The following is a 26,928-nucleotide window of genomic DNA, read 5'->3' as shown; positions in this document are numbered from 1 at the left end:
CATGCTTCACCCCGGCGTCCAGCTCGGCAACCGCTACCGCCTCGACGAGCGGATCGCCAGTGGTGGCATGGGCGACGTCTGGCGCGGCACCGACCAGGTGCTGGGCCGTACGGTGGCGGTGAAGAGCCTGCTCCCGGCGCTGCTGGACGATCCCGGCTTCGCCGAGCGGTTCCGGGGCGAGGCGCGCACCATGGCCACCATCAACCACCCGGGCGTGGTCGACGTCTACGACTTCGGCAGCGACCAGCAGATCGCCTTCCTGATCATGGAGTACGTCGAGGGCGACGCGCTGTCGGCGACGCTGAGCCGGGTCGGCCGGCTCACCCCGGCCCGGACGATGGCACTGGTCGCCCAGGCGGCGGACGCGCTGCACGCCGCCCACGAGAAGGGCATCGTGCACCGGGACGTGAAGCCGGGCAACCTGCTGGTCCGGCCGAACGGGACATTGGTGCTGACCGACTTCGGCATCGCCCGCTCCGACCTGGTCGGGCAGCTCACGGCCGCCGGCTCGGTGCTCGGCACCGCCTCGTACATCTCCCCGGAGCAGGCCACCGGCGCGGTCGCCACCCCCGCCTCCGACGTGTACGCGCTCGGCGTGGTGGCGTACCAGTGCCTCGCCGGCCGGCGTCCGTTCGACGGGGACAACCCGCTCGAGATCGCGATGAAGCACGTCCGGGAGACGCCCCGGCCGCTGCCCGGCGACATCCCGCCGCAGGTCCGGGCGATCGTGGAGCGGGCCCTGGCGAAGGATCCCGCGGCCCGCTGGCCCAGCGCCGCCGCGCTGGCCTCGGTGGCCCGGCAGGCGAAGCTCGCGCTGTCCCAGCAGGCCCGCGCCGGTGGGCACGCCGGCCCGGTCTCGGGGGCGCCCGCCTCCCCGGCCGCCCCGGTGGCCCGCGCCCAGGTGCCGGCCGCCGGCCAGCAGCACCGGCCGCCCGCGCTGGCCCAGCAGCACCGCCCGCCGGCCGCCGGACAGGCCCGCCCGCCGGTCGCCGCGCGGCAGCCGCAGCCGCCCGTCGCGGCGCAGCGCCCGCCGGCCCCGGCCGGGCCGCAGTCCCGGCCACCGGTCGCGCAGCCCGCGCCGCCGCGCGGGGTCGGGTCAGCCGCTCCCACCCGGTCCGACCGCCCCGTCGGGTACGCCCGGCAGCCGGTCCCGGCCGCTGTTCCGCCGCGTCGTTCCAGGTCAGGGATGGTGACCGTGGCCATCCTGCTGGCCGTACTGGTCCTGGTCTGCTCCGGCGTGATTTCCTACAGGGCGCGGCAGGGCGCGCTGACCGGTGACCCCGGCGCATCCGGACCGCTGAGCGTGACGTCCGGCGCGGTGAGCGCGTACGGACGCGACGATCTGGCCCAGAAGCCGTACCGTCTGGTGGAACGGCTTCGACCGGGTGGCGGCGAGACGACGACGAGCGAAGGACGACGAACGCGATGACAGCGCAGGCCCGCCTGCTCGGTGGCAGGTATCAGGTCGGCGAGCTGCTCGGCTACGGCGGCATGGCGGAGGTTCACCGTGGTCGTGACCTCCGGCTGGGCCGGGACGTCGCGATCAAGATGCTCCGCACCGACCTGGCCCGGGACGCCACCTTCCAGATGCGGTTCCGTCGGGAGGCGCAGAACGCCGCCTCGCTGAACCACCCGGCGATCGTCGCCGTCTACGACACCGGCGAGGAGACCGCGCCGACCGGCGAGACGCTCCCGTTCATCGTGATGGAGTTCGTCAACGGCCGCACGCTGAAGGAGGTCCTCGGCGTCGAGGGCCGGCTCCAGCCGCGCCGGGCGTTGGAGATCTGCGCCGACATGTGCGCGGCGCTGGAGTTCAGCCACCGGCACGGGATCATCCACCGGGACATCAAGCCGGGCAACGTGATGCTCACCCAGACCGGCCAGGTCAAGGTGATGGACTTCGGCATCGCCCGGGCGCTGGCCAGCGGCGCGACCACGATGACCCAGACCAGCGCGGTCATCGGCACCGCGCAGTACCTCTCCCCGGAGCAGGCGCGCGGCGAGTCCGTGGACGCCCGCTCGGACGTCTACGCCGCCGGCTGCGTGCTCTTCGAGCTGATCTGCGGGCACCCGCCGTTCGTCGGGGACAGCCCGGTGAGCGTGGCGTACCAGCACGTACGGGAGGCCCCGCCGACGCCGAGCGACATCAACCCGGACGTCAACCCGGCGGTCGACGCGATCGTGCTGAAGGCGCTGTCGAAGAATCCGCTCAACCGCTACCAGAGTGCCGGCGAGATGCGGGCCGACCTGCTCCGGGCGGCCGCCGGCCGGCCGGTGCTGGCCACCCCGGTCATGCCGCAGGACGAGACGGCGCACCTCGCCCCGGCCGCCGGCGGGTACCCGACGCAGGTCGCGGGCGCGCAGACCCGGCAGCAGGCCCCGGCGCGGGTCGGCGACCCGGGTCGGCGCAAGAGTTCGGCCTGGGTGATCGCCGCGTTCGCCGCGGTCGGCGTGCTGGCGGTGATCGCCCTGGTGGCGGCGCTGCTGCTCAACAACCGTGGCCCGGAGAAGGTCCAGGTGCCGAACCTGGCGGGCAAGGACCAGGCCACCGCCTTCACCGAGATCCGCAACGCGGGCCTGGTGCCGGGGCTGGGTGACGAACTCTTCAGCACCACCTGCAAGAAGGGCACGGTCGCCGAGCAGACCCCGCCTGCCGGCAGCAGCCTGGAGGAGAACCGCCAGGTGACCGTCCGGATGTGCGGCGGTCCGGGCACCGTGGCGGTCCCGGCCGGACTGGTCGGCGGCACCTACGAGAGCGTCAAGCAGCAGTTGGAGTCCGAGGGCTTCAAGGTCAAGCCCCAGGAGAAGGACAGCGCACGCGAGAAGGGCCTGGTCCTAGAGGTGAACCCGCCGTCCGGGACGAAGGTCGCCGAGGGCGCCACGATCACGGTCACCATCTCGAAGGGCAACGTGGGCGACGTCCCGCGGGTCATCGGCCTCACCGAGGAAGAGGCCCGAGCTGAGCTGACCAAGGCCGGCTACAAGGTGAAGGTGCGCGACGGCGATGAGGTGCCCGCGGCGGAGGCCGGCCGGGTCACCGACCAGAGCCCGAATGCGGGTACCAACCTGGCCAAGGGCAGGGAGGTCATCATCGAGGTGTCCATCCCCGAGCCCACCCAGGAGCCGAGCCCGCCCACCGCGACTCCGAGCAGCCCGACCCCGACCACCGGCACCGGTGGCGGCCTGTTCCCCCCGCCCCCGGACGGTGCCCCCGTCCGGTGAGCTGTATGCAGCACTGAGGAAGGCCCGGTCCCCCGCAGAGGGACCGAGCCTTCCTGCTGTCGTAGGTGGGGTCAGGTGTTGGCGAAGGCGGCCCGCCGCCGCGCGTCCACCTCGGCCGCCAGCTCCGGAGCGCGGTCCAGCGCCTCCGGGTGGCCGCAGGCGGCCAGCCAGTTCGCCAGCATCAGGTGGCCGCCCTCGGTCAGCACCGACTCCGGGTGGAACTGGACGCCCTCGATCGGCAGCGTCCGGTGGCGCATCGCCATCACGACGCCGGACCCGGTCCAGCCGGTCACCTCCAGCTCGTCCGGCAGCGTCTCGGGGAGCACGGCGAGCGAGTGGTAGCGGGTGGCGGTGAACGGGTCCGGCAGCCCGGCCAGCACGCCGACCGAGTGGTGGCGTACCTCCGAGGTCTTGCCGTGCAGCAGCTCGGGGGCCCGGGTCACGGTGGCGCCGAACGCCTCACCGATGGCCTGGTGGCCGAGGCAGACGCCGAAGATGGGCAGCTTGCCGGCGTACTCCTTGATCACGTCGAGGCAGATGCCGGCGCGGTCCGGGCTGCCCGGGCCGGGCGAGAGCAGCACCCCGGCCGCGTTGAGCCGGCCGACCTCGGCCACGTCGATCTCGTCGTTGCGGCGGACCTCGCAGTCGACGCCGAGCTGGCCGAGGTACTGCACCAGGTTGAAGACGAACGAGTCGTAGTTGTCGATGACCAGGACACGCATGGGCTCACTCGTCCGGGGAGGGGGGCGGGGTGTTGTTCTGGTCGGTGTCGTACGGCAGCTCGTGCTCGTCGCCGGACGGGGCGTCCTGCTCGACGCCGGGGTCGGCGGGGTCGCCCGGCACGCCGGTGTCCTGGGTGACCTGCACGTCGTCGAAGGGGGTCACCAGGGGTTCGGCCCAGGGAAAGACGACGTACCAGAGCAGGGCCACGGTCGCGGCGGCGAGCAGCAGCGAACCGGTGATCTTGCCGGCCAGGCCGAAGGGCAGTTTGCGCCAGATCCAGGAGTACATCGTCGTCAGCCTCCCAGCGCCGCCGGGCGGCCCTCGGACTTGGGAATGCTGGCCGCGGCGTCCAGCTCGGCGTGGATGATCAGGCGTTGGTAGTTGTCGAACTTCGGGTTGCAGGTGGTCAGGGTGAGCAGCTTCTTCGGCTTCTCTCCCGGCCCCAGCTTGATCGGCGCCGGCGCGACGACCTCCACCTGGTCGGGGCGGACGATCCGACTCTTGATCACCTTGTAGACGTACCAGTCGGTCTTGGTCTCGACGACGATCGCGTCGCCGTCATTGAGCTCGTCCAGCCGCCAGAAGGTGGCCCGGTTGCGGTGCCCGGCGACGGAGAAGTTGCCGACCTGGCCGGGCATCGCGCTCTTCGGGTAGTGGCCCGGGGCGTACCGGATGTCCTTCTGCGTGACGCCCTCCACCACCACCCAGTTCTTGTCGAGCTTGGGGATGTAGAGGCCGGCGATCGGCCTGCCCTCCACCGGGGGCTTGGGCTTGGGCTTGGCCGTCGTACCGGCGGACGGCGCGACGGTGGGGTCGCCGCTCGGGCCCCACTCCTGCGCCAGTTGGCTACTCAGGTCGCCCTGGTGGGCGTCGACGATGGCCGACTTGCCCCAGATCTCGTACCCGGCGAAGAGCAGCACCACCAGGCCGAAGGTGATCAGCACCTCGCCGGTGACCCGGACGCCGGAGCGCAACCGGGACGCCAGGGACGGCCGGGTCAGCTCCGAGTAGACGCTCTTGTAGCCCTCGCCGGTCTGATGGGGGCGGAGCTGGACCACCCGCTCGCCGCGCCGGGGCTGCGGCGGCTCGGCGGGCTTGTCCTCGGCCGGGCCGTCGCGCTCGGGCACGGGGGGCACCGCGCCCATCAGCGCCGTCGAGTCCAGCGCCGGCTGGGCGGGGGCGGGGCGTCCGCTCACCGCCGGGATGATCGCGGTGGCCGCCGGGTCCGCGAACCGGTCCGCTGCGCCACCGGCCCGGTAGGCGCCGGTCGGCCCGCTGTCCGGGCCGCCGGCGGCGCCCCAGGCGTCCGTTCGACCGCCGGAAGCGGCCACGCCCGCGGGTCCACCCTCGGCAGCGGCCGCGCGGGGCCGGTCACCTTCCGGCGCGACCGCGCGGGGCAGTCCGCTTTCCGGCGCGACCGCGCGGGGCAGTCCGCCTTCCGGGGCGGCCGCGCGGGGCAGGCCACCCTCGGGAGCGGCCGCGCGGGGCAGGCCGGGCCCGCCCGGGCCGGCCTCCGGCGCGGGTACGCCGGGACGGTCCGCGCCGGACGGGTACGGGTGCCCCGGGCCGGCGAGGTCGCCGGCGGCGGGCTGCCGGGTACGTCGGGCCTCGGGTGCGCTCGCCGGACGGTCCGTGGGACGGGCGGCGACGATCGGGAGGAAGGCGGTGGGCGCCTCGGTGGCGGGCTGCGGCCGTACCCCGGATCTGGGCTGGTGGTCGGCGGCGGCCGCCGGGGCGGGCGGGGCCGGGCGCTCCGACGGCGCGGGTGACCGGTGGATCGCCGGCGCGGCCGGCGGCACGGCGGCCGGGGCCGACGGTGGCTGAGCGGCGGGCGCGGCCGGGCGGACCGGGGCGTTGCCGGGCCACGCGGGCGGCGCGGGGCGGGTGGGGCCTTCGGTTGGACGGGCCGGCGCCGGGCCACCGGAGAACGGGTGGGCCGCCGGACGGTCGGGTGTCGGGTCAACGGGCGGCCGGGCGCGACCCGGGTCGGTGGTCGCGCGGTCGGTCGTCGGGTCGGGAGCGGCCGATCGGGGGGCCGGGCCAGGCGGGGTCGGCGGCCGGTTCGCGGACGAGCGCGACGGCAGCACCGGGTCGGGCCAGCTGTTGCGGCGGGCCGGCGGGGTCGAGCCCTCGACCGTGGGGATGACCGCGGTCTCCTCGTCGCTCCGGTCGCGGTGGCGCGGGTCCCTGCCGTCGGGACTCATCGGGGCACCGTTGCCGATCGCAGAGCGGTGGAGTCCTCGAAGGCCGGCACGGTCACGGAGGAGACGGTCTCCTTGTAGCCCAGCTGGTAGTGCTCGACCGCCTGCTTGAACAACCCGACTCCCTCAGAGCCGGCGAGGGCCTGCTGGAGGGCAGCGGGATCGCCGATTGCTACGATCTTGAACGGTGGGGAGTACACCCGGCCGTGCAGCAGCAGGGTGTTACCCACGCAGCGTACCGCGCTGGTGGACAGCACGCGGACGTTCATGATTGACATGGCCTCCGCGCCGCCGGCCCAGAGCGCGTTCACCACCGCCTGCACGTCGCCCTGGTGGACGACCAGGTCGTCGTTGGTCGCGTCCTTGGGCAGGGTCTGGTCGTTGCGGCGGGGCGCGTCGTCCAGCTCGACGGTCACCCCCGGCCCGGACAGCGCGGTAAAGCCGGCGGCCTCCAGGCTGCGCCCGGCCCGGTCGCGCTGCTCCTTCACGGGGCCGTCGGTGTCGGCCAGCGCGGCGGTCTGGTTCTCGACCTCGGCGCGCAGCCGGGCGGCCCGCAACTCGCTGGCCGCCACCTGCTCGCGCCGGTCCTCGATCAACTGGGTCAGCTGGGGCCGCCGGTCCTCCCGCAGGGCGGTGCCGCCGGCGGTGGTGGCGGTGGTGGTGAAGAGCAGCCCGGCCGCGGCGGCGATCAGCGGCACCCCGATCGACCAGCCCGGTCGCCGCTGCCGCGGACGCCGTGGCAGGAGCGCGGCGACCGCGCGCCGCATGGCCTTCTGCCAGGACGCCGCGCCGGATGTGTACTCCACCGAGCGTTCCCTCCGCCTCGTCTGGTTGATGCCCGCCACGACGCCGACGGGCGCGGGTGCGCCGGGGCGTTTCCCTCTTTCCGGTCACTCCGCGCACCGGCCTGACCCCATTCGTGGCTTGGGCGGGCCGTCCGGACTACGCTAGCTGTCGAACATTATTGGCCATGGACCGTCGCCCCCGCGCCCGGTTGTCAGGCCGGACGAGGTCGTCACCCCCTCTGGAGAGCGTCGTGCCCAAGTCTCAGGTCCGCAAGAAGAAGGTGTACACCCCGCCGACGGACGTGCGTCCGACGAGCACGGCGGCGACGCGCAAGCCTAGCCCGGTGTGGCTGCCGGCTACGGCGGTCGCGCTGATCGTCGGCGGCATCGGCTGGCTGGTGGTCTACTACCTCTCCGAGCAGGAGTACCCGGTCGCCACCTGGGGCTACTGGAACCTCGCGGTCGGCTTCGGCGCGATGGTCAGCTCGCTGATCCTGCTCTCCCGCTGGCGCTGACCCGGCCCTCTGTCGAGGCGGTGCCACGTCACCTTCGCGGAACCCTGCCCGGCGCTCCCGCGCCGGGCACCCTATGGTGTGCGCAGGGCGGCGTGGCCGGGTGCGAGAAGACTCACGTTACTGCTGGGTAACCTTGCGCGTAGGCTGCACTGCATGACCGAGCGGAGCGAGGTCATCGACCGGCCCGGTCGAGGGGGTGGCAGCGGCGCGACGCCGGTGACGCCCTGACACCGGCCACCCGGTCGCCGAGCCGCTCGACAGGCAGCAGACCGGGAGGCCAACTCGATGGGCAGCGTCCAGATCGTCACCACGATCCTCGCGGCCGCCATCACCGCCGTGGCGGTGTGGCTTGCGGTGCGCGCGGTCATGAAGATGACGGCCGTCATCCGGCTCGGGCAACCCGCCCCGGAGCGGTTCACCGACAAGGGCGCCCGCACCAGGACCATGCTGGTGGAGACCGTCGGCCACACCCGCATGCTCAAGTGGAGCGTGGTGGGTGCCGCGCACTGGTTCGTGATGGTCGGCTTCATCGTGCTGTCGCTGCTGGTGCTCGAGGCGTACTTCGAGGTGGTCACCCCGACCGGCGGGCTGCCGATCATCGGGCACTGGACGGTCTTCGGCCTGGCCACCGAGATCATCGGCGTGCTGGGCCTGGTCGGCATCCTGGTGCTGATGGCGATCCGGCTGCGCAACCGGCCCACCCGGCCGGGCGGTCGCTCCCGGTTCACCGGCTCGACGATGTGGCAGGGCTACTTCGTCGAGTGGATCGTGCTGCTGGTCCTGATCTTCGGGTTCGTGATCCGGGGCTTCAAGGTCGCCACCGACCACTTCGAGTACCCGGTCTGGGCCACCCCCGTCAGCCACGCGGTCGGGGCGGTGCTGCCCGACTGGCAGGACGGCGCCAGCGTCGCCGCGCTCATCAAGATCGCCATCTCGATGACCTGGCTGATCGTCATCTCGCTGAACGTGACCATGGGCGTCGCCTGGCACCGCTTCCTGGCGTTCCCCAACATCTTCTTCAAGCGCGAGCCGGCCAAGCCCGCCGGCTCCGGCCTCGGCGCCCTGCGGCCGATGATGAGCGAGGGCAAGCCGCTCGACTTCGAGGAGGCCGACCCGGAGAAGGACCAGTTCGGCGTCGCCCAGGTCGAGCAGTTCACCTGGAAGGGCCTGCTGGACTTCAGCACCTGCACCGAGTGCGGCCGCTGCCAGTCGCAGTGCCCGGCCTGGAACACCGGCAAGCCGCTGTCGCCGAAGCTGCTGGTCCTGAGCCTGCGCGACCACGCGTACGCCAAGGCGCCGTACCTGCTGGCCGGCGGCGGCAAGGACCTCACCGGCGAGGAGAAGGCCACCGCCGCGCAGCTCGCCCACATGGACGTGCTGGCGCTGGCTGAGGCGGACAAGCCGCTGATCGGCACCGCCGAGGAGGGCGGGGTCATCGACCCCGACGTGCTCTGGTCGTGCACCACCTGCGGCGCCTGCGTCGAGCAGTGCCCGGTCGACATCGAGCACGTCGACCACATCGTCGACATGCGCCGCTACCAGGTGCTGATCGAGTCGAGCTTCCCGTCCGAGGCCGGCGTCATGCTCCGCAACCTGGAGAACAAGGGCAACCCGTGGGGCGCCCCGCAGAACACCCGCGAGGACTGGACCAAGGGCCTCGATTTCGAGGTGCCGCGGGTCGGCGAGGTGGACGACTTCGAGTACCTGTTCTGGGTCGGCTGCGCCGGCGCGTTCGAGGACCGGGCCAAGAAGACCACCCGCGCGGTCGCCACGCTGCTCAACGAGGCCGGCGTCAAGTTCGCCATCCTCGGCGAGGGCGAGACCTGCTCGGGCGACCCGGCCCGCCGGATCGGCAACGAGTTCGTCTTCCAGATGCTCGCCCAGCAGAACGTCGAGACCCTGAACGAGGCGTTCGAGGGTCGGGAGAAGGCCAAGCGCAAGATCGTGGCCACCTGCCCGCACTGCTTCAACACGCTGGGCAACGAGTACGGCCAGCTCGGCGGCGAGTTCGAGGTCGTGCACCACACCCAGCTCCTGGCGCACCTGGTCTCGACCGGCAAGCTGACCCCGGTGCAGCCGGTGGACGGCGGGGTCACCTACCACGACCCCTGCTACCTGGGCCGGCACAACCGGGTCTTCGCCGCGCCGCGCGAGGTGCTGGGCGACGCGATCGCCGGCGAGCTCACCGAGATGCCCCGCAACAGCGAGCGCTCCTTCTGCTGCGGCGCCGGCGGCGCCCGGATGTGGATGGAGGAGAAGATCGGCAAGCGGATCAACGTGGACCGGGTCGAGGAGGCCATGGCCACCGGTGCGCGGACGGTCGCCGTCGGCTGCCCGTTCTGCTCGACGATGCTCAACGACGGGGTCAACGGCAAGGGCGCCGGCGAGCAGGTCGAGGTCATCGACGTGGCCAGCGTGCTGCTCCGCTCGGTCAAGCCCGAGCAGACGCAGGGCGACAAGGAGACCGAGCCGGTCGCCGGCTGAGGCGTACGCCCGGATCACCGGACACCCGACGGCAGTGGCACCTACGAGGTGCCACCGCCGTCGTCGTGCTCAGGAGACGGTGGTGGTGACGATCGCGGCCGTGGTGGCCGCCGTGGTGGCCACCAGGACGGCGGCCTGGGTCTCCTCGATGGCCTTCTTCGTCGCCGCGGACGCCCAGTCCCCGGCGGCGATCTCCGAAACCCGGGCCGTCAGCCGCTCCTTCGGCACCTCCCGGAAGAGCGTGCGGTCCAGCCCCACCGCGCGGGCGAGACCGATCAGCGCGGCCGTCCGGGCGTCGACCGGGCCGTCGGCGGCCACCGCGTCGAGCATCCGCCGCCGGGCGGCCGTCTCCGCCGCCGGCTCCGCGCCGGTCGGCGACGGATAGCGGGTACGCGGGAAGACCAGCAGCACCCGGTCGGACTCGCGGTGCAGCACCCCGCCGTCGACCAGGCCCGCCAGCACCCGGTCGGGCAGGCCCTTGGCCAGCCGGCTCATCCAGTCCTTCGGCTTGCGACGCTTCCCGCCGGCGGCGAGGGTGGCGAGGGCGTCGTCCAGCACCGGGTGGCCCGTCGGGGTCGGGTCGGTCACCGACAGCCGGTCGTCGGCCACCGCCACCCGGCCGGCCAGGGCCAGGTCGAGCAGCACCGCCCCGACCAGGCCGTAGTCGAGGCGCGGCCGGCCGAGCCGGTTGGTGCCGGCGTCGTCGTGGGCGAGCAGGACCAGTTCGTCGGCGAGGGTGAGGGTCGGCATGCGTCCACGTTAACCACGGGTCACCAGAGCCGCCTCGGGCGAAGTCGTGCGCCGCGAGCGGCCGTGGAACAATCGCGCTCATCGACGGCCTGTTGCTCGGCACGCTGTTGCCCCTGGTCGGCTTCGTCCTGCTGACCGCCGGCAACGCGTTCTTCGTCGCGGCCGAATTCGCCCTGGTCACCGTCGACCGGGCGGAGATCGACCGGCGCGCCGATGCCGGGGACGCCGCGGCGGCCACGGTACGCCGGGCGTTGCGCGGGCTGTCCTTCCAGCTCTCCGGGGCGCAGTTCGGCATCACGCTCACCGCGCTGCTCACCGGCTATCTCGCCGAGCCGGCGCTGGCCCGGCTCTTCGCCCCGGTGCTGCGGCCGGTGGGCGGGGCGGAACGGTTCGGCCCGCTGCTCGCCCTGGCGCTGGCCACCCTGCTCTCGATGCTCTTCGGCGAGCTGGTGCCGAAGAACCTCGCCCTGGCCCGGCCGATGCCCGCCGCCCTGGCCACCGCCGGCCCGATGCACCGCTTCTCCCGGACCTTCGGCTGGCTGATCCGGGCGCTGAACGGTTCGGCGAACCGGCTGGTCCGGGCGCTGGGCGTGGAGCCGCAGGAGGAGCTGGCCAGCGCCCGCTCCCCGGAGGAGCTGGGGCTGCTGGCGGCCATCTCGGCCCGGGCCGGCGCGCTGCCGCCGGACATCGCCATGCTGCTGCGCCGCACCATCCGCTTCGGCGACAAGCGCGCCGCCGAGGCGATGACCCCCCGGGTCGACGTGGTCGCGCTGCGGGCCACCGCCACCGTGGCCGAGCTGCTGGAGGCGTCCCGGCAGACCGGACGGACCCGCTTCCCGGTGTACGAGGAGACCCTCGACCTGGTCACCGGCGTCGCCGGCGTACCGGACGCGCTCGGGGTGCCGCTGGACCGCCGCGCCTCCACCACCGTCGCGGCGGTGGCCCGCGAACCGGTGTACGTGCCGGAGAGCCTGGACCTCGACGGCGTGCTGGCCGCGCTGAAGGACGCCGGCGCCGACCTGGCCATCGTGGTCGACGAGTACGGCGGCACCGACGGCGTGGTCACCATCGAGGACCTGGTCGAGGAGCTGGTCGGCGAGATCGCCGACGAGTTCGACCCGGACGCGGTGGACGACGCCGGTGCGACCGAGCTGACCGTCCCGGGCGGCGAACGGACCGTCCTGCTCGACGGGGTGCTCCGCGAGGACGAGCTGGCCGAGCAGACCGGCTTCCGGCTGCCCGAGGGCCCGTACGAGACGCTGGCCGGGTTCCTGATGGCGCGGCTGGGCCACATCCCGGTGCCCGGCGAGACGGTCGAGGAGTCCGGGTACGAGTTCACCGTGGTCGAGGTGGAGCGGCACCGGATCGAGCAGGTCCGCGTCGTGCGCCCGGAGGAGCCGGACGGCGATGACTGAGCTGCTGATCGCCCTGGCGTTGCTGCTCGGCAACGCGTTCTTCGTGGGCAGCGAGTTCGCGCTGATCGCGTCCCGCCGTACCGTGGTCGAGCCGCTCGCGGCGACCTCCCGGCGGGCCCGCTGGGCGCTGTCGGCGATGAACCAGATCCCGCTGATGATCGCCGGGGCGCAGCTCGGCATCACGGTCTGCTCGCTGGGGCTCGGGGCGATCGCCGAGCCCGCCCTGGCCCACCTGATCGAACCGGCGTTCCACGCGCTGGGGCTGCCGAGCTCGGCGGTCCACCCGCTGTCGTTCCTGATCGCCCTCGCGGTGGTGGTCTTCCTGCACACCGTGGTCGGCGAGATGGTGCCGAAGAACATCACCCTGGCCGGGCCGGAGCCGTCCGCGCTCTGGCTCGGGCCGGCCATGCTGGCGTTCTGCGTGGCGACCAAGCCGCTGCTGGTCGCGATGAAGTGGGCGGCCCGCCAGGTGCTGTGGCTGTGGCGGGTGGAGGCGACCGAGGCGGTGAAGACGGTGTTCACCGCCGAGGAACTCGCCGGGCTGGTGTCGCAGGCGCGCACCGAGGGTCTGCTGGACGCGGAGGAGCACGCCCGGATCACCGGGGCGCTGGCCCTGCACCGGCGGACCGCCGCGGACGCCCTGCAACCCTGGTCGACGGTGACCACGGTGGCCGAGGACGTCTCACCGGCGTCGCTGGAGGTGCTGGCCACCCGGACGGGCCGGTCCCGCTTCCCGGTGGTGCAGCGGTCGACCCGCCGGGTGCTCGGCTTCGTGCACGTCAAGGACGTCCTGGGGTACGCCGGGGCGTCCCGCCGGGCCCCGGTGCCCGCCGACGTCTACCGGCCGCTTGCGGTGGTGCCGCCGGACCGTACGCTGGCCGACCTGCTGCTGGCGATGCGGCGCGAGCGGCGGCACATGGTGCTGGTGAGCGACGGTCGCCGGCCGCTCGGCGTGGTGACATTGGACGACGTATTGACCGCCGTCGTTGGAAAATGAGCGAACACCCTTTGTGTGCAAGTGGTTGCACAGGCGTGATGCTGTAATGAGCCACCTTGAATTCGTACGGACGGTTCCCTAATGTGGGGCACCGACCGCTGTGGGTCGTCTGCCTCCGTCTTCCCCTCAGCGAGGCGCCCGGCGGTCGGTCGCTAAGGAGTCGGTGCCGGTGGCAACCATGCCCCCTCATCGTCACGCCCAGGGTCGTCCGCCCACTCACCCCACCGGCCTGCGCCGGATCGCCCGCCGCCTGCTCACCCTGGTCGCCGCCGTGGTCGTCGGCGCCGGGATGTTCGCCGTGCCGGCGCACGCAGCGCCCACGCCGGAGGAGATCGAGGCGGCGATCGACAAGCAGTGGGAACAGCTCGAGCCGACCATCGAGCAGTACAACAAGGTCCGCGCGCACCTCAAGGTCAACCGCAAGAAGTCGGCGGAGCTGGAGAAAAAGATCCAGCCGCTGGCCCTGCAGACCGAGCTGGCGATGAACCGGGTGGGCGACCTCGCCTCCCGGTACTACATGACGGGCCCCTCGCAGGACATCGGCGCGCTGCTGGTCAGCGCCAAGCCGGGCACCCTGACCGAGCAGCTGACCATCCTCGACCGCCTCGCCGCGCAGGAGCGCAAGGAGCTCCAGGTCGTCATCAACGCCCGGCAGAAGTACGACGGCGAGAAGCAGAAGCTCGACGCGCTGATCGCCGCGGAGGTCAAGCAGGAGAAGGAGCTGGCCGCCAAGAAGGCGCAGATCAACTCCGAGATCAAGCGGCTCCAGGCGTCGATGCCGAAGACCGTCGTCAAGGTGGCCGGCTGCCCGACCGTCAAGGGCGTGGTGAGTTCCGCCGCGCAGACCGCCATCCGGGTGGCCTGCCAGCAGGTCGGTGACCCGTACGTCTGGGGTGCCGACGGGCCGAACTCGTTCGACTGCTCCGGCCTCACCCAGTACGCCTACAAGGCCGCCGGCATCTACCTGACCCACCACACCGGCGCCCAGTGGAACGAGGGCAAGGCCATCCCGCGCTCCGAGGCGCGCCCCGGCGACCTGGTCTTCTTCTACAGCGACCTGCACCACGTGGGTCTCTACCTGGGCAGCGGGCTGATGGTGCACGCGCCACGGACCGGCAAACCCGTCCAGGTCACCAGCATCGACTACATGCCGGTCGCCGGCTTCCGACGACCGAACTGACCCCGAGCCCGCCGCGAAACCCCCGGTCGACCGACCGGGGGTTTCGCGTATCCGGGACCCGGCACGGCATGGCGGGTTGCGGATCGATAACGGTCGTCTCTACTCTGATCCTTCGTCGGCCGCGACAGGTCCGTCCAACCCGGGCGGCAGTGGCCGGCACCGCCGAATCGCCCACGGGCGAGCCGGGGACCCAGGTAAGCCGGGGTGAATCCGCAGCCACTGCGGTAGGGCGCTCCCTTCCCGCCCGAACCCGTCAGCTAACCCGGTAGGCGGTCGCGGAAGAAGGAGCCCGGAGCCCGGTGGCACACCATGCCCCGCGGCCACCGTCGTACCGGTCGACCCAGGTCGCCCGGCTGACGGCTGCGCCGCGCCCACGCTGGTCCCGCTTCACCACCGTCCTTGCCGCCCTCGCCGGTGCCGCCGTCGTACTGACCGGCGCTGCCACGGCGGCCCACGCCGACCCCTCGGTCGCCGAGATCGAGCGGCAGATCGACCAGGACTGGAACAGGCTCGAACCGATCATCGAGCAGCACAACGCCACCCGTCAGGACCTGGCCGCCAAGCGCCGGCAGGCCGACGCGCTGGCCAAGCGCATCGAGCCGCTGCAACTCCAGGTCGACCTCGCGATGAACCAGGTCACCGGGCTCGCCGCCGAGGCGTACAAGGGGGAGAACGTCTCCGCCGTCAACGCCCTGCTCGGCAGCAGTTCCCCCGGCGAACTGGTCGACCAGCTCGAAATGCTCGACCGGTTCGCCCAGCGCCAGCAGCGCGACGTGCGGGCCGTCAAGGAGTTGCGGGACAAGCTGGCCGCGGAGAAGGCGCCGCTGGACCAGATGGTCGCCCAGCTGACCCGGACCGAGGCCCAGCTGGCCGCGAAGAAGAAGCAGATCAACGCCGAGATCGACCGGCTGCAGAAACTGCGGCTCAAGGTGTACGGCAACGGTGGCGGGGGTGCGCTGCGCCCGGCCCCGTGCCCGGCCGGCTATCCCGGCGGCCCGGCCGGCACGGCGGTCAAGTTCGCCTGCGCGCAGATCGGCAAGCCGTACGTCTGGGGCGCCGAGGGCCCGAACTCGTACGACTGCTCCGGGTTGATGCTCGCGGCGTGGGCGAAGGCCGGTGTCTCACTGCCGCACAACGCCCGCCAGCAGCGCCAGGTGACCGCCCGGGTCAGCCGGGCCGACCTGCGCCCCGGCGACCTGGTCTTCTACTACGCCGACCTGCACCACGTCGGCATGTACGTCGGTGGCGGCTGGGTGGTGCACGCCTCCCAGGCGGGCCAGCCGGTCAAGATGAAGCGGGTCGACGACGGGCCGGTCAACAGCTACGGCCGGCTGGGCTGAGCGCGCGCCGGGCTCCCGGGACTCCGGGGGCCCGGCCCGGCGTCAGCGGGTGGGCCAGGTGCGCCAGTTCTGCCAGGAGCGACTCGGGGTCGGCCCGCGCTGGCCCTGGTAGCGCGACCCGTAGACGGCGGAGCCGTACGGGTGCTCGGCCGGGGACGAGAGCCGGAAGATGCAGAGCTGGCCGATCTTCATCCCGGGCCAGAGCGTGATCGGCAGGTTCGCCACGTTCGACAGCTCCAGCGTCACGTGACCGGAGAAGCCCGGGTCGATGAAGCCGGCGGTCGAGTGGGTGAGCAGGCCGAGCCGACCCAGGCTGGACTTGCCCTCCAGGCGCCCGGCGAGCTGGTCGCCCAGCGAGATGACCTCCAGCGTGGAGGCGAGCACGAACTCGCCGGGGTGCAGCACGAACGGCTCACCCTCGGGCACCTCGACCATCGAGGTGAGCTCGTCCTGCTGGATCGCCGGGTCGATGTGCGTGTACAGGTGGTTGTTGAAGACCCGGAAGAGCTTGTCGAGCCGCACGTCGATGCTGGACGGCTGCACCAGCGTGGGCTCGAAGGGCTCCAGCGCGAGCGTGCCCGCCTTGATCTCGGAGACCAGGTCGCGGTCGGAGAGCAGCATCGGCACACCATATCGAGCGGACCGGGTGACCTGCGTGTCGGACTACGCGTTCGTACACATGTTCGATAGGATGTCCGTATGGCTTCCTGGTCCGAATTCGCCGCTGACGAGCCCCGACTCGCCGACGGGATCCGCCTTCTCATGCAGCAGTACGGGCCGGGCTTCGGCTACCTGGCCACCGTCCGCGCCGACGGTGGGCCCCGGGTGCACCCGGTCTGCCCCGTGATCACCGACGAGGGGCTGTTCTGCTTCGTCGTCGACTCGCCCAAGCGGCGCGACCTCGAACGCGACGGGCGGTACGCGTTGCACTCGTTCCCGCCTGAGGAGACCGACGACGAGGCGTACGTCGCCGGTCGCGCGCAACCGGTCACCGACCCGGCCCGGGTCGCCCGGGTGGCCCGCCTCGGCCGGGCGGCGCCGCAGGTCGACTGGCGACTCTTCGAGTTCAGCGTCGACGTGGCGATGCTGACCCGCCGCGACCAGGGTGGGCTCGGCCAGCCCGGCGAGGGCCACGGGTCCTCCGCCGTCCAGGTCTGGCTCGATCCGGTCGCCGCCCACCGCGGCGGCGACGCCGCCGGCGTACCCGATCGGCGGCCGGCGCGCCGCGGCCGCCACGGTTTCGACACCCGCCGCCCCGCCGCCTGACCGCCGAGACGCCGATGCCGGCCCCGTCCTACGACGGAGCCGGCACCGGTGTCTGCTGAGGGTGTTACGCCGCGCGGTACGCGTTCCATGCGGTCAGCATGCGGCTCGCCTGGCCAGCGGTGAACTGGTACATGCACGAGTCGTAGGTGTAGTCCATGAAGTTGGTGATCGGGTCCAGGCCGGCCGTGGCGCAGGTGTCCCGCCCGGTCGGGCACTGGAACGCCGGCGAGGCCTCGGCCGGGGTGTCGCTGACGCTGTCACCCGAGCCGGAGCATCCACCCTGGAACGTGTGGTAGAGGTTCAGCCAGTGGCCGACCTCGTGGGTGCCGGTGTCGCCCTGGTTGTAGTTGGCGGCGGTGCCGCCCGGCAGCGACTCGCTCAGCACGACCACGCCGTCCATGCTGTTCAGCTTCCGCTGCGGGAAGGTCGCCCAGCCGAGCAGGTCGTCGCTCAGCTCACCCAGGTAGACGTTGAGCGTGTTCTTGCCGCCCTCGCGCAGGGAGGTCTTCATCGACCGCTCCGCCGAGGAGCCCTGCACGATCGGGTACCACGCCGGGTTGGTCACCCGGTTGATCTTCGTCAGCTGGAAGCCGAAGGCCGTGGCCGCGCCGCCGGTGGCACCCGAGTAGGCCTGGTTCAGCACGCTGATCTGTGAGGTGATCATCGAGTCCGGGATGTTGCCGCCGGCGCGGGTGCTGTCGCGCTGGATCACGTGCACGACGACCGGGATGGTGACGCTGGCCAGCGGGGCGGCGGCCTGGGCGCCGGCCCGGAAGCTCGCCCGCTCGCGCAGCGCGGCGGCCAGGTCGGCCTCGCGTTCGCGGACCTGCTTGGCGGTCAGCTCGTTGGGTTCGTGCTTGGCGATCCCGCCCTTCTTGATCCGAGCGTCCGAGTGGACGTCGGCCGGCTCGGCGCAGACCTCGCTCGGGGCGGCGGAGAAGGCGGAAGCAGCGGGGACGACGCCTACCGCGGCGGTGCTGAGCAGCAGCGCGAGGGTCGTCGACGCGACACCGGCGGCACGCCGGGTCAGCAGGTTGGGACGGAGTCCCATGGGCCCACCTCTTTCTGGCGGCGTGACAGGGGGTATGTCACGCCGTGGTCGAGAACGTGGGGGTGACGTTACAACCGATCGACAGATTTGAGAACGACCATATGTTGCCGCTGTGAAACTTTTAGCTCCACGTGGATACGTTACGTCCAAGATCGATCACGGCGGAGGGCGTGCCGGCGTGCCCGGGGTACCTGGGTGCACGGCGGCGGTCGCCTCAGGTACAGTGGTGCCGCCTGCGGGTGTAGTTCAATGGCAGAACATCAGCTTCCCAAGCTGACAGTGCGGGTTCGATTCCCGTCACCCGCTCCACGATCGAGGCCCTGGCCAGGACGCGAGTCCGAGCCAGGGCCTTCGATGTTCCGTAGCCAAGGACCAGGCCGCGTGCCATTAGCCTCGGTCATCCCTGGTGCGTTCTCGACTGCCCGACGAGGAGATCCGCCAGCCATAATGCGGCATCATGAACGCCCCACTGATCATCGGCTATCCACCCGCAGAGAGCACGTGGGTGCTTCATCCACCAGAAGACCCGTGGGGTGACGGGTACGTCGCCGTGATGCAGGTGGAGCTGCATGACCAAGGACTCACCGCTCGGCGCGGAGTAGAGCTTGCATGGCCGACTCACGCCCGGGAGCCGGACCTCGTTATCTTCTTCCAGCAGCTGGCCGACGACTGGCGCGGCTGGGAGGGTGAACGTAGTTGGCGATCATTGGACGCCACGATGCGGATCACCGCCCGCCATGACGGCAAGGGGCACGTCTCTCTAGGCGGAACCCTTCACCAGGACTCCTACTCACCCGACGGATGGCTCGCGCGAGTATTCATCACCGTCGAGGCGGGAGAACAGATGACCTCGCTCGTTGCCGCTCTTCGTGCCCACTTCGAGGGACTGGCGAGGTGACCCGTACAGCCATTCGTACAGCCAAGTACGCCCGCTGACACCGACGCTAGCCGACAACGACGGACCGGCTGACCAGGTGTGCAGTCACCTGACCAGCCATCCGCGATCTTCTGCGAATCACCTGGTCAGCAGGCCCTGCTAGCGTCAGCCGCACATAGATGATCAGTCGGAGGCCAGCAGGAATGACCCCCACGTTCCCCGAGACCCGCCTGCTGGCGGGCGATCTCTTGCTGCGGCCCTTCTCCGCAATCGACATCGAGGAAAATCAGATCGCTTGCGCGGACCCGCTCATCCAGCAGTGGCTCCCGCTGCCCCAGCCCTACACCCGCCAGGACTCCGCTGACTGGTGCACCAAGATCTCCCATTCCCTGCGGGAGACCGGAGACGGGATCCACTTCGCGATCGTCGACGCGAACACAGACCGCCTCCTCGGCACCGTCGGCCTGAAGAAGACCGACTGGCGCGGCCTGGTCAGCGAGATCGGCTACGCGGTCGCCCCCTGGGCTCGCGGCCGAGGCATCGCGGCCGAAGCCACGCGGACCATCGGTCACTGGCTACTGGTTGACCACCGCTTCCAGCGCATGGAACTCAAGGCCGCCACCGGGAACCTGTCCTCCCAGAGGACCGCTCTCAAGGCCGGCCTGCAACGCGAAGGCATCATGCGCAATGCCGGCTTCATCCACGCCGGCCGCGTCGACCTGGTCCTCTTCTCGCTCACGCCGGACGACCTCAAGTGAGGCGTGCCATTAGCGTGCCATTGGGCCAGGACAGCAGGGGCCAGCCGAGGCCACGAGAGACCGCCGCGACCAGGCCGCCAACCCGGTAGACAGGCGGACATCGACAATTCCCAAGCTGACAGTGCGGGTTCGATTCCCGTCACCCGCTCCACCACGAAGGCCCTGGCCAGGACGACAGTCCGAGTCAGGGCTTTCGATGTTGCTGCGGCCAGCAGCGCCCGGCGGGCCATCCCCGGGCCGCTAGCCACGCTTCTTGCCCTTGCTCTTGGCCTTGTCAGAGGAGCCGGCGGCCGGCTTCTTGGCCTTCTTGCGCTCGGCCTTCATCGCGGCGCTCACCGCCTGGGCGATGGCCCGATCCGCCTCCGAGGTGGCGTGCTGGTAAATCATGGCCGCTTGCGCCGAGTCGTGACCCATCCGGGCCATCAGTTCCCGAGTGCTCGCACCCGTCCGCGCCGCGATCGTGTTGCCCGTGTGCCGCAGATCGTGGAAATGCAGACCCGGCACGCCGAGCTTGCCGACCGCCGTCGACCAGCCGATGACCTTGTTGAGGTTGCCGCGCCAGATCGGCCGGCCGGACGGCGTCGTGAACACCAACGCTTCCGGGCTGTCGTCGACGAACGCCGCCAGGTGCTCGCACAGCGCCGGCAGGATCGCCGCCGGCACTGACACGGCACGGTCTGCCGACTGCCCGACGAGGAGATCCACGCCTCCGCGGTCGGCCTGCTTAGAGGTCGCGCAGATAGGCAGGGACCATGACGGCGAACACCTCACAACCTCCGGATCCTCCGCGACGTGGCCCAATCGGGGGTAACGTCCGGCGGTAGGAACAGCGGCGGCAGTAGCCGCTCCCGCTCCTCGATCACAGGGGCGTTGATCCGGTCTTGGTGACTGATGGCCGGCGGGAGCCCGGGTGGCCCGGGGCCAGGACCAAAGGGTTCCCGCCGTCGGGACAGAACACCGCAGACAGGACGGACAAGGAGTGGGTACGATGGACGTCAATCTTGAGGTGGTCACGATCCCGGTGTCGGATGTCGACAGGGCGCTGGAGTTCTACCGGGATCGCCTGGGCTGGCGACTGGACGCAGACATCAAGGTCGGCGACGACGTCCGCGTCGTGCAACTGACCCCGACTGGTGACGGCCATACGTCCATCGCGTTCGGTAAAGGCCTGCCGATAGCCGCTGCACCGGGGTCGATGCGGCACCTAGAGCTAGTGACCTCCGACGTCGTGGCCACACGGGAGGAGCTGGCCCAGCGGGGCGTCGACGTCACCGAGGTCTACCACGGCCCCGGCAGCCCTTTCTGGCCCGAGACGCGCCAACCCGGCCCCGACCCCGAACGTAAGAGCTACAACTCGTACGCCTCATTCCAGGACCCGGACGGAAACGGCTGGACGCTGCAGGAGGTCACTACCCGCATGCCGGGTCGCGAGGCCCGTTCGTGACATTACAAGCCGCGTCGTTGCTACACCACCTACCGCCTGCCTCCTGAGACGGGCCATCCACGGGCCACAAGCCGATGTCATCGGGGGCTACGTGAGGCCGCCTACGGCCGAGGCGAGCAGGAGAAGCGGCGCACGTCGAAGCGATCTTGTGAGATTCCCAAGCTGACAGTGCGGGTTCGATTCCCGTCACCCGCTCCACGATCGAGGCCCTGGCCAGGACGCGAGTCCGAGCCAGGGCCTTCGATGTTCCAAGGTCAACGATCAATGGCGGAGGTAATCTCGCTCCGCACCGGGCCGGCCGTGCGCGACGGGTACATCATGGTGCGGTGGATGGAGGAGTGCGGCTGCGCCGGGACACGGCGAAGGTGCGCAGGAACTACCTGTTCGTGGCCTTCCTCGGGGCCGGCGGCTGGGGCGCGGCCCGGTACTCCGAGGCGGACCCGAACTCTGTCTTCACCAGCACCGGGCCCCTCAAGTACCTCGCGGCGGCGCTCTTCATCGTCGCTGCCTGCGCCCTGGCCTCTCTCCTCTGGCCCTTCGTCATCCACGTCCACGACGACGGGATGACCCTTCGGTCGCACGGCGTGACGACGCGGCTGCCGTGGGGCTCGGTCGAGATGCTGACCGCGGCGAAGAGAGGCACCGGCTGGACGGACCCGATGTTGCAGATCCGGGTGGCTCCGGGAGTGCGGATCAAGGGGCGCATCGGCAGTGACCACGACGGGCGGCGGGTGTACAACCTGCTGCCGCTCGAGGACTTCACCCTTCCACCCGAGCAGGTAGTCGCCATCCTGCGGGAGCACAGCGGCGGCAAGGTCGAGGCCCAGGACTACCTCAACTATCGGGCGGGCAAGAGAGCGGTCGCGCGCTGGCTGACCGAGGAGCACAGCGAGGACAGCAACGGATGACGTAACGGCGGGGCTCCCTCAACCCGACGGGCGCGGAGGTGCCCTGCCCGGACCACCGCTTCTGAAGTTCGAGGTGGACGAGGTGAAGGGCTGCCACCACCGCTGGACAAGCGCCGCAAGATCACCGCCACTCATGGGTGAACTCCCTAGAAGATCACTCAATGCGGACGCCAGTGCGCCCCGGCGTGCCAGTAGCGTGCCATTGGGCCAGGCCAGCCGCTCCAGCGTGAGGCCCCAGCTCAGGAGTGGGGAGGCGCCCAATCGTCGATCCGCAGGTCGTCAACGCGGTCGCTGCGGAGCAGGTCGGTATCGACGGCTTCCAGCTCGTCAGCGACTTCCACCCACAGCTGCGTCACGGACTCCCACCGCGGTGTCGTGCCCTGGTGCTCCCGGGAGAACTCCACCAGGCACCCGTGTAGCGGACCCTCACGCAGGTCAATGAACAGGCCACCTCCCCCACCGTTGCCAGCGATGGGCAGCCATCGGGGGAGCCAGTACAACTGCGGTAGGAGGGTGCCCGCCGGCTGGGTGTTCTGACCGACCACGAACCGTTCCATCTCCTCCCGCATCCCCGGCGGGTAAACGTCCTGCTGGACCTGCAGGTGCATCCGCCAACGCTCCAACGCCATGGAGGTGGGGTAGGGACTCGAGAAGTCAGGGATCAGACTTCCACTCGGTTGGCCGATACCGTGCCGGACTCCGTTGGACAGCCCCCACCAGATCCGAAGGTCGGCCGGGAGCGCCACACCAAGGGCGGTTGCCACCGTGTCGATCTCGGCTGCCGTCGCCGGCGGGTTCAGCTCCGCACGGAATCGGGGGGCAAACCGCGACAGCCAATCCTCGATCCGGTGCCACGCCCGCTCCACCGCGGTGTCGGTACCCATGCTGTGATCAAACCTCCGAGGCGTTCGCGCCGTCGCACCGGGTGACCTGACGACTGCCTGTGCGCCAGCGGCTCCGGGATGGCCAACATCGTCGGCAGCCGCCCGGTCCGTGGATGGTTGCGGGATGGCATCGCGTCTCATGGGGTCATTCGCCCAGCGGCGCACCGCGCCAGTGCCATTCCCTCAGGCGGGGGCGTCCTGGCAGCTCGATCCGGCCGGTGGACCACCGCAGCGCCGCCCACGGGTCCACACTGGCCAGTTCCTGCGCCGCTTCGGGAAACAGCCGAGCGAGTACCCGGGTGCACACGTCACGCGGGGGATCGATGGCGAGACCCAGACCCTGCGCGATGTCATCGCCGTGCAGCAACGTCTCCACGCACCCCATCGCGGCGAAGCCCTCCGGATCGGCTTGACCGCTGGGGTGGTAGGCCCGAACGTCCGGTCCGGACGTACGTACCGTGGCTGCCAGGATACGGCCGCCCGCCTCGGCGAACTCCAGTACCTGTTCCGGGGAAGCGTCCTTGTCGGCGGTTGCCATGAAGCGCACAAACCGCTTCTCCGGCCGGGCCACGAGTTGACCCGCGAACGACAGCAGGCAATCACCGATGTGCTCGGCGGTGTGCCAGCAGTCCCACTCCAGACTGCCCGCCCGCGCGAACCAGTCCAGGTCGGTCGCTGGTCGTAGGCTGGCAACAACGCTGGACAATGCTGCGTCGAGATCATCGGCGGTGACCGCCACTGTTTCCTCCAGGTTCGCGAGGCCGATGTTGCACCGGCGTTGATCGGAGCGGCCAGCTTGCCTGGTGGGTGCGACGAACTGAGTGACAACAGGTGTGGAGGCCAGCGGACCTGGACGGATGCCCGCGGCCCTTGTCCAGTCCCACCCACTCGGTCTCTCAGCCCACGACGACCACGAGCCTTGGCGCCGTGCCCGATCCGTGCCCGCGTAGGAGTCGACACCGGCCATCGGCGGCATGCCGCGAGCCACGACGCGAACGCTTCGTGCTCCTGTCTCCGGCGATCCGGCTACCCCGGGGAGTTGTTCGGTGCGGGAGGGATGGGTCGTTGGCGGTAATCATCGGACCGGCGGTGACACAAGCCAGGGTGGGAGTTCGTCAACCAGGCGGGAGTCTTGGATGGGTCCACCGGAAAGACGCGATGAGGATTGGTTCACCAGGGTCTACGCCGCCGAGTACGGACCGGTCGTGAAGTACGGCCAGCGTCGGCTTGCCGATCTGAACGCGGCGGCTGAACTCGCTCAGGAGGTGTTCGTCATCGCCTGGCGGCGCCGCCGCGAGGTTCCGGACCGCAGCCTGCCCTGGCTGTACGGGGTGGCTCGGCGCCTGCTCGCGAATGAATGGCGAGCTCGGCGAGCCGCGCCGGACCTACTACCGATTGCCGACGCCGGCCTTCTGCAGAAACCGGGATCGTCCGGCGCCGACGCGACCGTGGGGGTAGCCGATCTCCAGGCCGCTCTGGCCACCCTCGCCGACCTCGACCAGGAAATCCTCCGGTTGGTCGGCTGGGAGGAGTTGACGGTCTCCGAGGCTGCTCAGGTCCTTGGCTGTACCCGCACCACCGCCGCAGTGCGCTTGCACCGCGCCCGTAGACGCCTCAACGACGCGATGTCGTACCGATCTGGATCACCGGCGCAGCAGCCGGTGCTGGCTAGCCCTCGAAAGGCTCTGTGATGTTCGGAGAAGAGCGAGCGCGCACCCTCCTCCAGCCGATTGACCCGGCCCGGCACAGCACCATCGCACCGCCCCGCCTGTCGGCACACGACCTGATCAACCGCGCAGAGGCAATCGCCGAGCCGATCGCCCACCGCCGTCAGGCACGCCCGACCCGCAGGCTGGTTCTGACGGCCGGGACCCTGGCCGTCGCGGTCGGGGCCGCAGCAATCGCCCAGACGTTCGGTACGGCGAGCCCGGACACCTCGGAGATCGCCGGTCCGCCCGGGGCGGATCCGGGGGTGGTGCTCGTGCCGGTGGCGTACGGCTCTGGCGCCCGTGATGCGGGGGACCAACTGCGCGCGTTGGCGAGCAGGCTCGTCGACGCGGAGTACGACAACCGCACCGGCCGGTACATGTACCACCACACGAAGACGTGGGGTGACCCGGTGATGGCGTCTCCTGACGGTCGCTACCAGGTCGCCTTCGCGGACGAGACCAAGGTCTGGCAGGCGGCCGACGGGACCGGTGAGCAGGTCACGATCCAGCTTGAGCCGCAGTATCCGGACCAGGAGTCCCGGGACTACTGGCAGCGCAACCTCAAGTTCAAGGCTGCGGCACCCGCCGCTTCCGGGCCCACCCGCGAGCCGCTGCCGCCGTTGGATCTCGCGCCGCTGCCGTCGGAACGGACGAAGTTGACGGAACTGCTCAAGGTCAGGTTCGGGGCCGGCGTGGTCAGCAAGGAGGTGAGCACGGTGTACGGGCGGTACGTCGTACCGCGGCGGACACGCGCCGAGATCCTGCGGGTCCTCGCCGACGTACCTGGGTTCCGGTGGCGCGGTCAGGTGACCGATCGGGCCGGCCGTAAGGGCGTGGCCATCACCTTCGACGACCGCGAGCACAATCGGCAGTCCCTCCTGATCTTCGATCCGAACACTGGCGAACTGCTCGCCCACGAGCTGCTGACCCTCTCGTCGGTACGGATCAGCGCGTACCAGTTGATCCTCAGCGCTGCCTGGAGCGATCGACTCAACTGAACTGCCGGTGCCGGGGCCGCTTCCTCGGGGCGGCCCCGGTCCGCGTTTCACCTTGACGGTCGGGGCGGGCCATTCCGTTCGTAAAAGCGATGCCTGCTGCCCGTCCCGCGCCCGTGTCGATCCCGGCGCTGCTTTCCCGGTAAGCCGAGCGCCTCGGAAGTGGCGGCTCCCGCGTCGACGATGCGACAGATCGCCGATCTTCGCCACCCGGGCTCCGCCGACGTACGACGATGTCGGAGAGCCGATGGGTTCTCGGAGGTGGGATGTGCGGGGCCCGGTTCGGGGTACTGCTCGGGAGACTGTGCGGCGCAGCGGCCGCGAGCTGTACGACCGACTTCGCACGTACCTGATCGTGGCGATGCAGGCGGGTCTGGCGGCCGGCCTGGCGTGGTTCGTCGCGGACACTGTGCTGGACAACGCGCAGCCGTTGTTCGCGCCCGCCGTGGCGATCGGCGTGATAGCGGGAGCCATCGGCCACCGGCTCCGGCGGTCGGGCGAACTCATTGCCGGGGTGGTGGTGGGGGCGTTCGTCGGGCACTGGCTGCTCCGGCTCACCGGAACAGGGCCGGCGCGAACCGGTCTGGTCGTGGCGCTGGCCATCTCGGTGGCGGTCCTGTTCCGCGGCGGCGGCGCCACCATGGCGCAGGCAGGAAGCACGGCCGTGCTGCTGGGACTGATGACGGGGGGACCGGATCTGGCGGTGCCGAGAACGGAGAGCGCTCTGGTCGGTGGCGTTACCGCCCTCGCCGTGGCGCTGCTGATCCTGCCGCTCAACCCGCTGCGCGTCGTCCGCCGGGCGGCCGGTCCGACGGCAGATCTCTTCGCCGGTCAACTCACCGCCGCCGCGCAGGCGCTGACCAGCCGTGACCTCACGCGGGCCGATGAAGCCTTCCGCGCCTTCGCCACCGGCCAGGCGCAGCGACAGCAGACGGCGGAGATGATTGCCGCGGCGGGAGAGGTCGCCGCTCTCTCCCCTTGGCGCAGGAGAGGGTTGGGCATGGTCCGTCGGTATCAGGGCGCTGCCGAGCACCTCGACAACGTCTACACCAGCGGCCGCGAGATGATGCGGTGGATCGTGGTGACCATCCGCGAGGGCGAGCCGGTGCCGGCGAACGTTCCAGCGGCGATCGAGCATTTCGGCGAGGCGCTCAGGCTGCTGCATCGTGACTTCCTCGCCGGACGGGAGCCCGAGCCGACGCGCGCCCGAGCACTGCAGGCGATCAGGGAAGCCGACGAGGCGTGCGCCGAGGGCCTGGAGTTCTCCGCGAACGCCGTCGTCGCACAGTTGCGCGCTGCCGTCAGCGAGCTGCTGCAGGCGTCGGGACTGCCGGAGGCCGAGGCCAACGAGCAGGCAGGTCTGACAAGGCACGGTTGAGAAGAGACGCCCGGCTCCGCGCTCGCCAACCAGGGACCGCCGCCCT

General features: G+C 71.1%; 26 protein-coding genes, 1 tRNA gene and 1 riboswitch. Of the genes, 17 read left to right on the top strand and 10 right to left on the bottom strand.

Translation table 11 applies throughout. From position 1 onward, the window contains the following. Position 1 precedes the first annotated feature (1 nt). Both FHX75_RS16260 and pknB read left to right on the top strand, forming a co-directional pair. Complete coding sequence (locus FHX75_RS16260; protein ID WP_154940872.1) at positions 2 to 1,429, top strand: serine/threonine-protein kinase; 1,428 nt, start codon at positions 2 to 4, stop codon at positions 1,427 to 1,429. Continuing rightward, positions 1,426 to 3,222: a Stk1 family PASTA domain-containing Ser/Thr kinase gene (gene pknB / locus FHX75_RS16255; protein ID WP_154940870.1), complete on the top strand. Its 1,797-nt coding sequence runs from the start codon at positions 1,426 to 1,428 to the stop codon at positions 3,220 to 3,222. The genes FHX75_RS16260 and pknB overlap by 4 nt, the downstream gene beginning before the upstream one ends. Before the next feature lie 71 nt (positions 3,223 to 3,293). On the opposite strand, the gene FHX75_RS16250 is transcribed toward pknB, so the two are convergent. From FHX75_RS16250 to FHX75_RS16235, 4 genes are read right to left on the bottom strand one after another with little or no spacing between them, the layout of a single operon-like run. After that, positions 3,294 to 3,944 carry an aminodeoxychorismate/anthranilate synthase component II gene (locus FHX75_RS16250; protein ID WP_154940868.1) on the bottom strand — a complete coding sequence of 217 codons (651 nt, stop codon included), beginning with the start codon at positions 3,942 to 3,944 and terminating at the stop codon, positions 3,294 to 3,296. A gap of 4 nt (positions 3,945 to 3,948) precedes the next feature. Further along, on the bottom strand, positions 3,949 to 4,233 hold the full coding sequence (locus FHX75_RS16245; protein ID WP_154940866.1) for a hypothetical protein: 285 nt from the start codon (positions 4,231 to 4,233) through the stop codon (positions 3,949 to 3,951). Between the two features lie 5 nt (positions 4,234 to 4,238). Beyond that, on the bottom strand, positions 4,239 to 6,149 hold the full coding sequence (locus FHX75_RS16240) for a class E sortase (RefSeq protein WP_154940864.1): 1,911 nt from the start codon (positions 6,147 to 6,149) through the stop codon (positions 4,239 to 4,241). Beyond that, positions 6,146 to 6,952, bottom strand: coding sequence for a DUF881 domain-containing protein (locus FHX75_RS16235; RefSeq protein ID WP_154940862.1), 807 nt, complete (start codon positions 6,950 to 6,952; stop codon positions 6,146 to 6,148). Before FHX75_RS16235 ends, FHX75_RS16240 begins: the two co-directional genes overlap by 4 nt. Before the next feature lie 230 nt (positions 6,953 to 7,182). Here FHX75_RS16235 and FHX75_RS16230 point away from each other — a divergent pair, with 230 nt between their 5' ends. Next, the gene (locus tag FHX75_RS16230; RefSeq protein ID WP_154940860.1) at positions 7,183 to 7,446 is read left to right on the top strand and encodes a cell division protein CrgA; all 264 of its coding nucleotides are present in this window, start codon (positions 7,183 to 7,185) and stop codon (positions 7,444 to 7,446) included. Between the two features lie 285 nt (positions 7,447 to 7,731). Beyond that, positions 7,732 to 9,930 (top strand): (Fe-S)-binding protein, encoded by a 2,199-nt coding sequence (locus FHX75_RS16225; protein WP_154940858.1) that lies wholly within the window; start codon positions 7,732 to 7,734, stop codon positions 9,928 to 9,930. A gap of 69 nt (positions 9,931 to 9,999) precedes the next feature. Here FHX75_RS16225 and FHX75_RS16220 read toward each other — a convergent pair whose 3' ends face one another. Then, positions 10,000 to 10,680 (bottom strand): GOLPH3/VPS74 family protein, encoded by a 681-nt coding sequence (locus FHX75_RS16220; protein ID WP_154940856.1) that lies wholly within the window; start codon positions 10,678 to 10,680, stop codon positions 10,000 to 10,002. Positions 10,681 to 10,787: 107 nt separating this feature from the next. Between FHX75_RS16220 and FHX75_RS16215 the strand changes: the two genes are divergently transcribed. The 4 genes from FHX75_RS16215 (at position 10,788) to FHX75_RS16200 (ending at position 15,612) form a co-directional block, all read left to right on the top strand. Continuing rightward, positions 10,788 to 12,095 (top strand): hemolysin family protein, encoded by a 1,308-nt coding sequence (locus tag FHX75_RS16215; RefSeq protein WP_154941995.1) that lies wholly within the window; start codon positions 10,788 to 10,790, stop codon positions 12,093 to 12,095. Next, positions 12,088 to 13,092 carry a hemolysin family protein gene (locus FHX75_RS16210; protein ID WP_154940854.1) on the top strand — a complete coding sequence of 335 codons (1,005 nt, stop codon included), beginning with the start codon at positions 12,088 to 12,090 and terminating at the stop codon, positions 13,090 to 13,092. The genes FHX75_RS16215 and FHX75_RS16210 overlap by 8 nt, the downstream gene beginning before the upstream one ends. 163 nt (positions 13,093 to 13,255) lie before the next feature. Continuing rightward, on the top strand, positions 13,256 to 14,272 hold the full coding sequence (locus FHX75_RS16205; RefSeq protein ID WP_246158123.1) for a C40 family peptidase: 1,017 nt from the start codon (positions 13,256 to 13,258) through the stop codon (positions 14,270 to 14,272). A gap of 150 nt (positions 14,273 to 14,422) precedes the next feature. After that, a riboswitch (cyclic di-AMP (ydaO/yuaA leader) is annotated at positions 14,423 to 14,559 on the top strand. A gap of 12 nt (positions 14,560 to 14,571) precedes the next feature. Next, positions 14,572 to 15,612: a C40 family peptidase gene (locus FHX75_RS16200; protein ID WP_154940851.1), complete on the top strand. Its 1,041-nt coding sequence runs from the start codon at positions 14,572 to 14,574 to the stop codon at positions 15,610 to 15,612. Between the two features lie 42 nt (positions 15,613 to 15,654). Here the strand turns inward: FHX75_RS16200 and dcd are convergent, their stop codons facing one another. Next, positions 15,655 to 16,233, bottom strand: a complete 579-nt coding sequence (dcd, locus tag FHX75_RS16195; RefSeq protein ID WP_154940849.1) for a dCTP deaminase — start codon at positions 16,231 to 16,233, stop codon at positions 15,655 to 15,657. 78 nt (positions 16,234 to 16,311) lie between these two features. Here dcd and FHX75_RS16190 point away from each other — a divergent pair, with 78 nt between their 5' ends. Further along, positions 16,312 to 16,878 (top strand): pyridoxamine 5'-phosphate oxidase family protein, encoded by a 567-nt coding sequence (locus FHX75_RS16190; protein WP_154940847.1) that lies wholly within the window; start codon positions 16,312 to 16,314, stop codon positions 16,876 to 16,878. A 64-nt stretch (positions 16,879 to 16,942) separates the two neighbouring features. On the opposite strand, the gene FHX75_RS16185 is transcribed toward FHX75_RS16190, so the two are convergent. Continuing rightward, positions 16,943 to 17,929 (bottom strand): zinc metalloprotease, encoded by a 987-nt coding sequence (locus FHX75_RS16185; protein ID WP_154940845.1) that lies wholly within the window; start codon positions 17,927 to 17,929, stop codon positions 16,943 to 16,945. 235 nt (positions 17,930 to 18,164) lie between these two features. On the opposite strand from FHX75_RS16185, the gene FHX75_RS16180 reads away from it, so the two are divergent. The 3 genes from FHX75_RS16180 to FHX75_RS16170 all read left to right on the top strand — a co-directional run bounded on the left by FHX75_RS16180 (position 18,165) and on the right by FHX75_RS16170 (position 19,564). Continuing rightward, a tRNA-Gly gene (locus FHX75_RS16180) sits at positions 18,165 to 18,238 on the top strand. Between the two features lie 148 nt (positions 18,239 to 18,386). Continuing rightward, positions 18,387 to 18,827 (top strand): DUF6228 family protein, encoded by a 441-nt coding sequence (locus FHX75_RS16175; protein ID WP_154940843.1) that lies wholly within the window; start codon positions 18,387 to 18,389, stop codon positions 18,825 to 18,827. Between the two features lie 182 nt (positions 18,828 to 19,009). Next, entirely contained in the window at positions 19,010 to 19,564 is a 555-nt protein-coding gene (locus FHX75_RS16170; protein ID WP_154940841.1) for a GNAT family N-acetyltransferase, read from the top strand. Between the two features lie 240 nt (positions 19,565 to 19,804). On the opposite strand, the gene FHX75_RS31665 is transcribed toward FHX75_RS16170, so the two are convergent. Beyond that, on the bottom strand, positions 19,805 to 20,269 hold the full coding sequence (locus FHX75_RS31665) for a tyrosine-type recombinase/integrase (RefSeq protein WP_246158121.1): 465 nt from the start codon (positions 20,267 to 20,269) through the stop codon (positions 19,805 to 19,807). Positions 20,270 to 20,552: 283 nt separating this feature from the next. On the opposite strand from FHX75_RS31665, the gene FHX75_RS16160 reads away from it, so the two are divergent. Further along, positions 20,553 to 21,008, top strand: coding sequence for a VOC family protein (locus FHX75_RS16160; protein ID WP_154940837.1), 456 nt, complete (start codon positions 20,553 to 20,555; stop codon positions 21,006 to 21,008). A 326-nt stretch (positions 21,009 to 21,334) separates the two neighbouring features. Then, complete coding sequence (locus FHX75_RS16155) at positions 21,335 to 21,916, top strand: hypothetical protein (protein ID WP_246158119.1); 582 nt, start codon at positions 21,335 to 21,337, stop codon at positions 21,914 to 21,916. A 239-nt stretch (positions 21,917 to 22,155) separates the two neighbouring features. Here FHX75_RS16155 and FHX75_RS16150 read toward each other — a convergent pair whose 3' ends face one another. Both FHX75_RS16150 and FHX75_RS16145 read right to left on the bottom strand, forming a co-directional pair. Further along, on the bottom strand, positions 22,156 to 22,800 hold the full coding sequence (locus FHX75_RS16150; protein WP_170285383.1) for an SMI1/KNR4 family protein: 645 nt from the start codon (positions 22,798 to 22,800) through the stop codon (positions 22,156 to 22,158). A gap of 145 nt (positions 22,801 to 22,945) precedes the next feature. Continuing rightward, entirely contained in the window at positions 22,946 to 23,539 is a 594-nt protein-coding gene (locus tag FHX75_RS16145; protein WP_154940833.1) for a maleylpyruvate isomerase mycothiol-dependent enzyme family protein, read from the bottom strand. Between the two features lie 397 nt (positions 23,540 to 23,936). Between FHX75_RS16145 and FHX75_RS16140 the strand changes: the two genes are divergently transcribed. The 3 genes from FHX75_RS16140 to FHX75_RS16130 all read left to right on the top strand — a co-directional run bounded on the left by FHX75_RS16140 (position 23,937) and on the right by FHX75_RS16130 (position 26,882). Then, positions 23,937 to 24,491, top strand: coding sequence for an RNA polymerase sigma factor (locus FHX75_RS16140; RefSeq protein WP_154940831.1), 555 nt, complete (start codon positions 23,937 to 23,939; stop codon positions 24,489 to 24,491). Further along, positions 24,491 to 25,507, top strand: a complete 1,017-nt coding sequence (locus FHX75_RS16135) for a CU044_5270 family protein (RefSeq protein ID WP_154940829.1) — start codon at positions 24,491 to 24,493, stop codon at positions 25,505 to 25,507. Before FHX75_RS16140 ends, FHX75_RS16135 begins: the two co-directional genes overlap by 1 nt. Positions 25,508 to 25,808: 301 nt before the next feature. Continuing rightward, positions 25,809 to 26,882: an FUSC family protein gene (locus FHX75_RS16130; protein ID WP_246158114.1), complete on the top strand. Its 1,074-nt coding sequence runs from the start codon at positions 25,809 to 25,811 to the stop codon at positions 26,880 to 26,882. Positions 26,883 to 26,928 lie beyond the last annotated feature (46 nt).

Source organism: Micromonospora palomenae (assembly GCF_007829925.1).
GTDB classification, from domain to species: Bacteria; Actinomycetota; Actinomycetes; order Mycobacteriales; family Micromonosporaceae; genus Micromonospora; species Micromonospora purpureochromogenes.
Note: the sequence above shows the minus strand (reverse complement) of the source record. Positions and strands in the feature narration are given on the sequence as shown.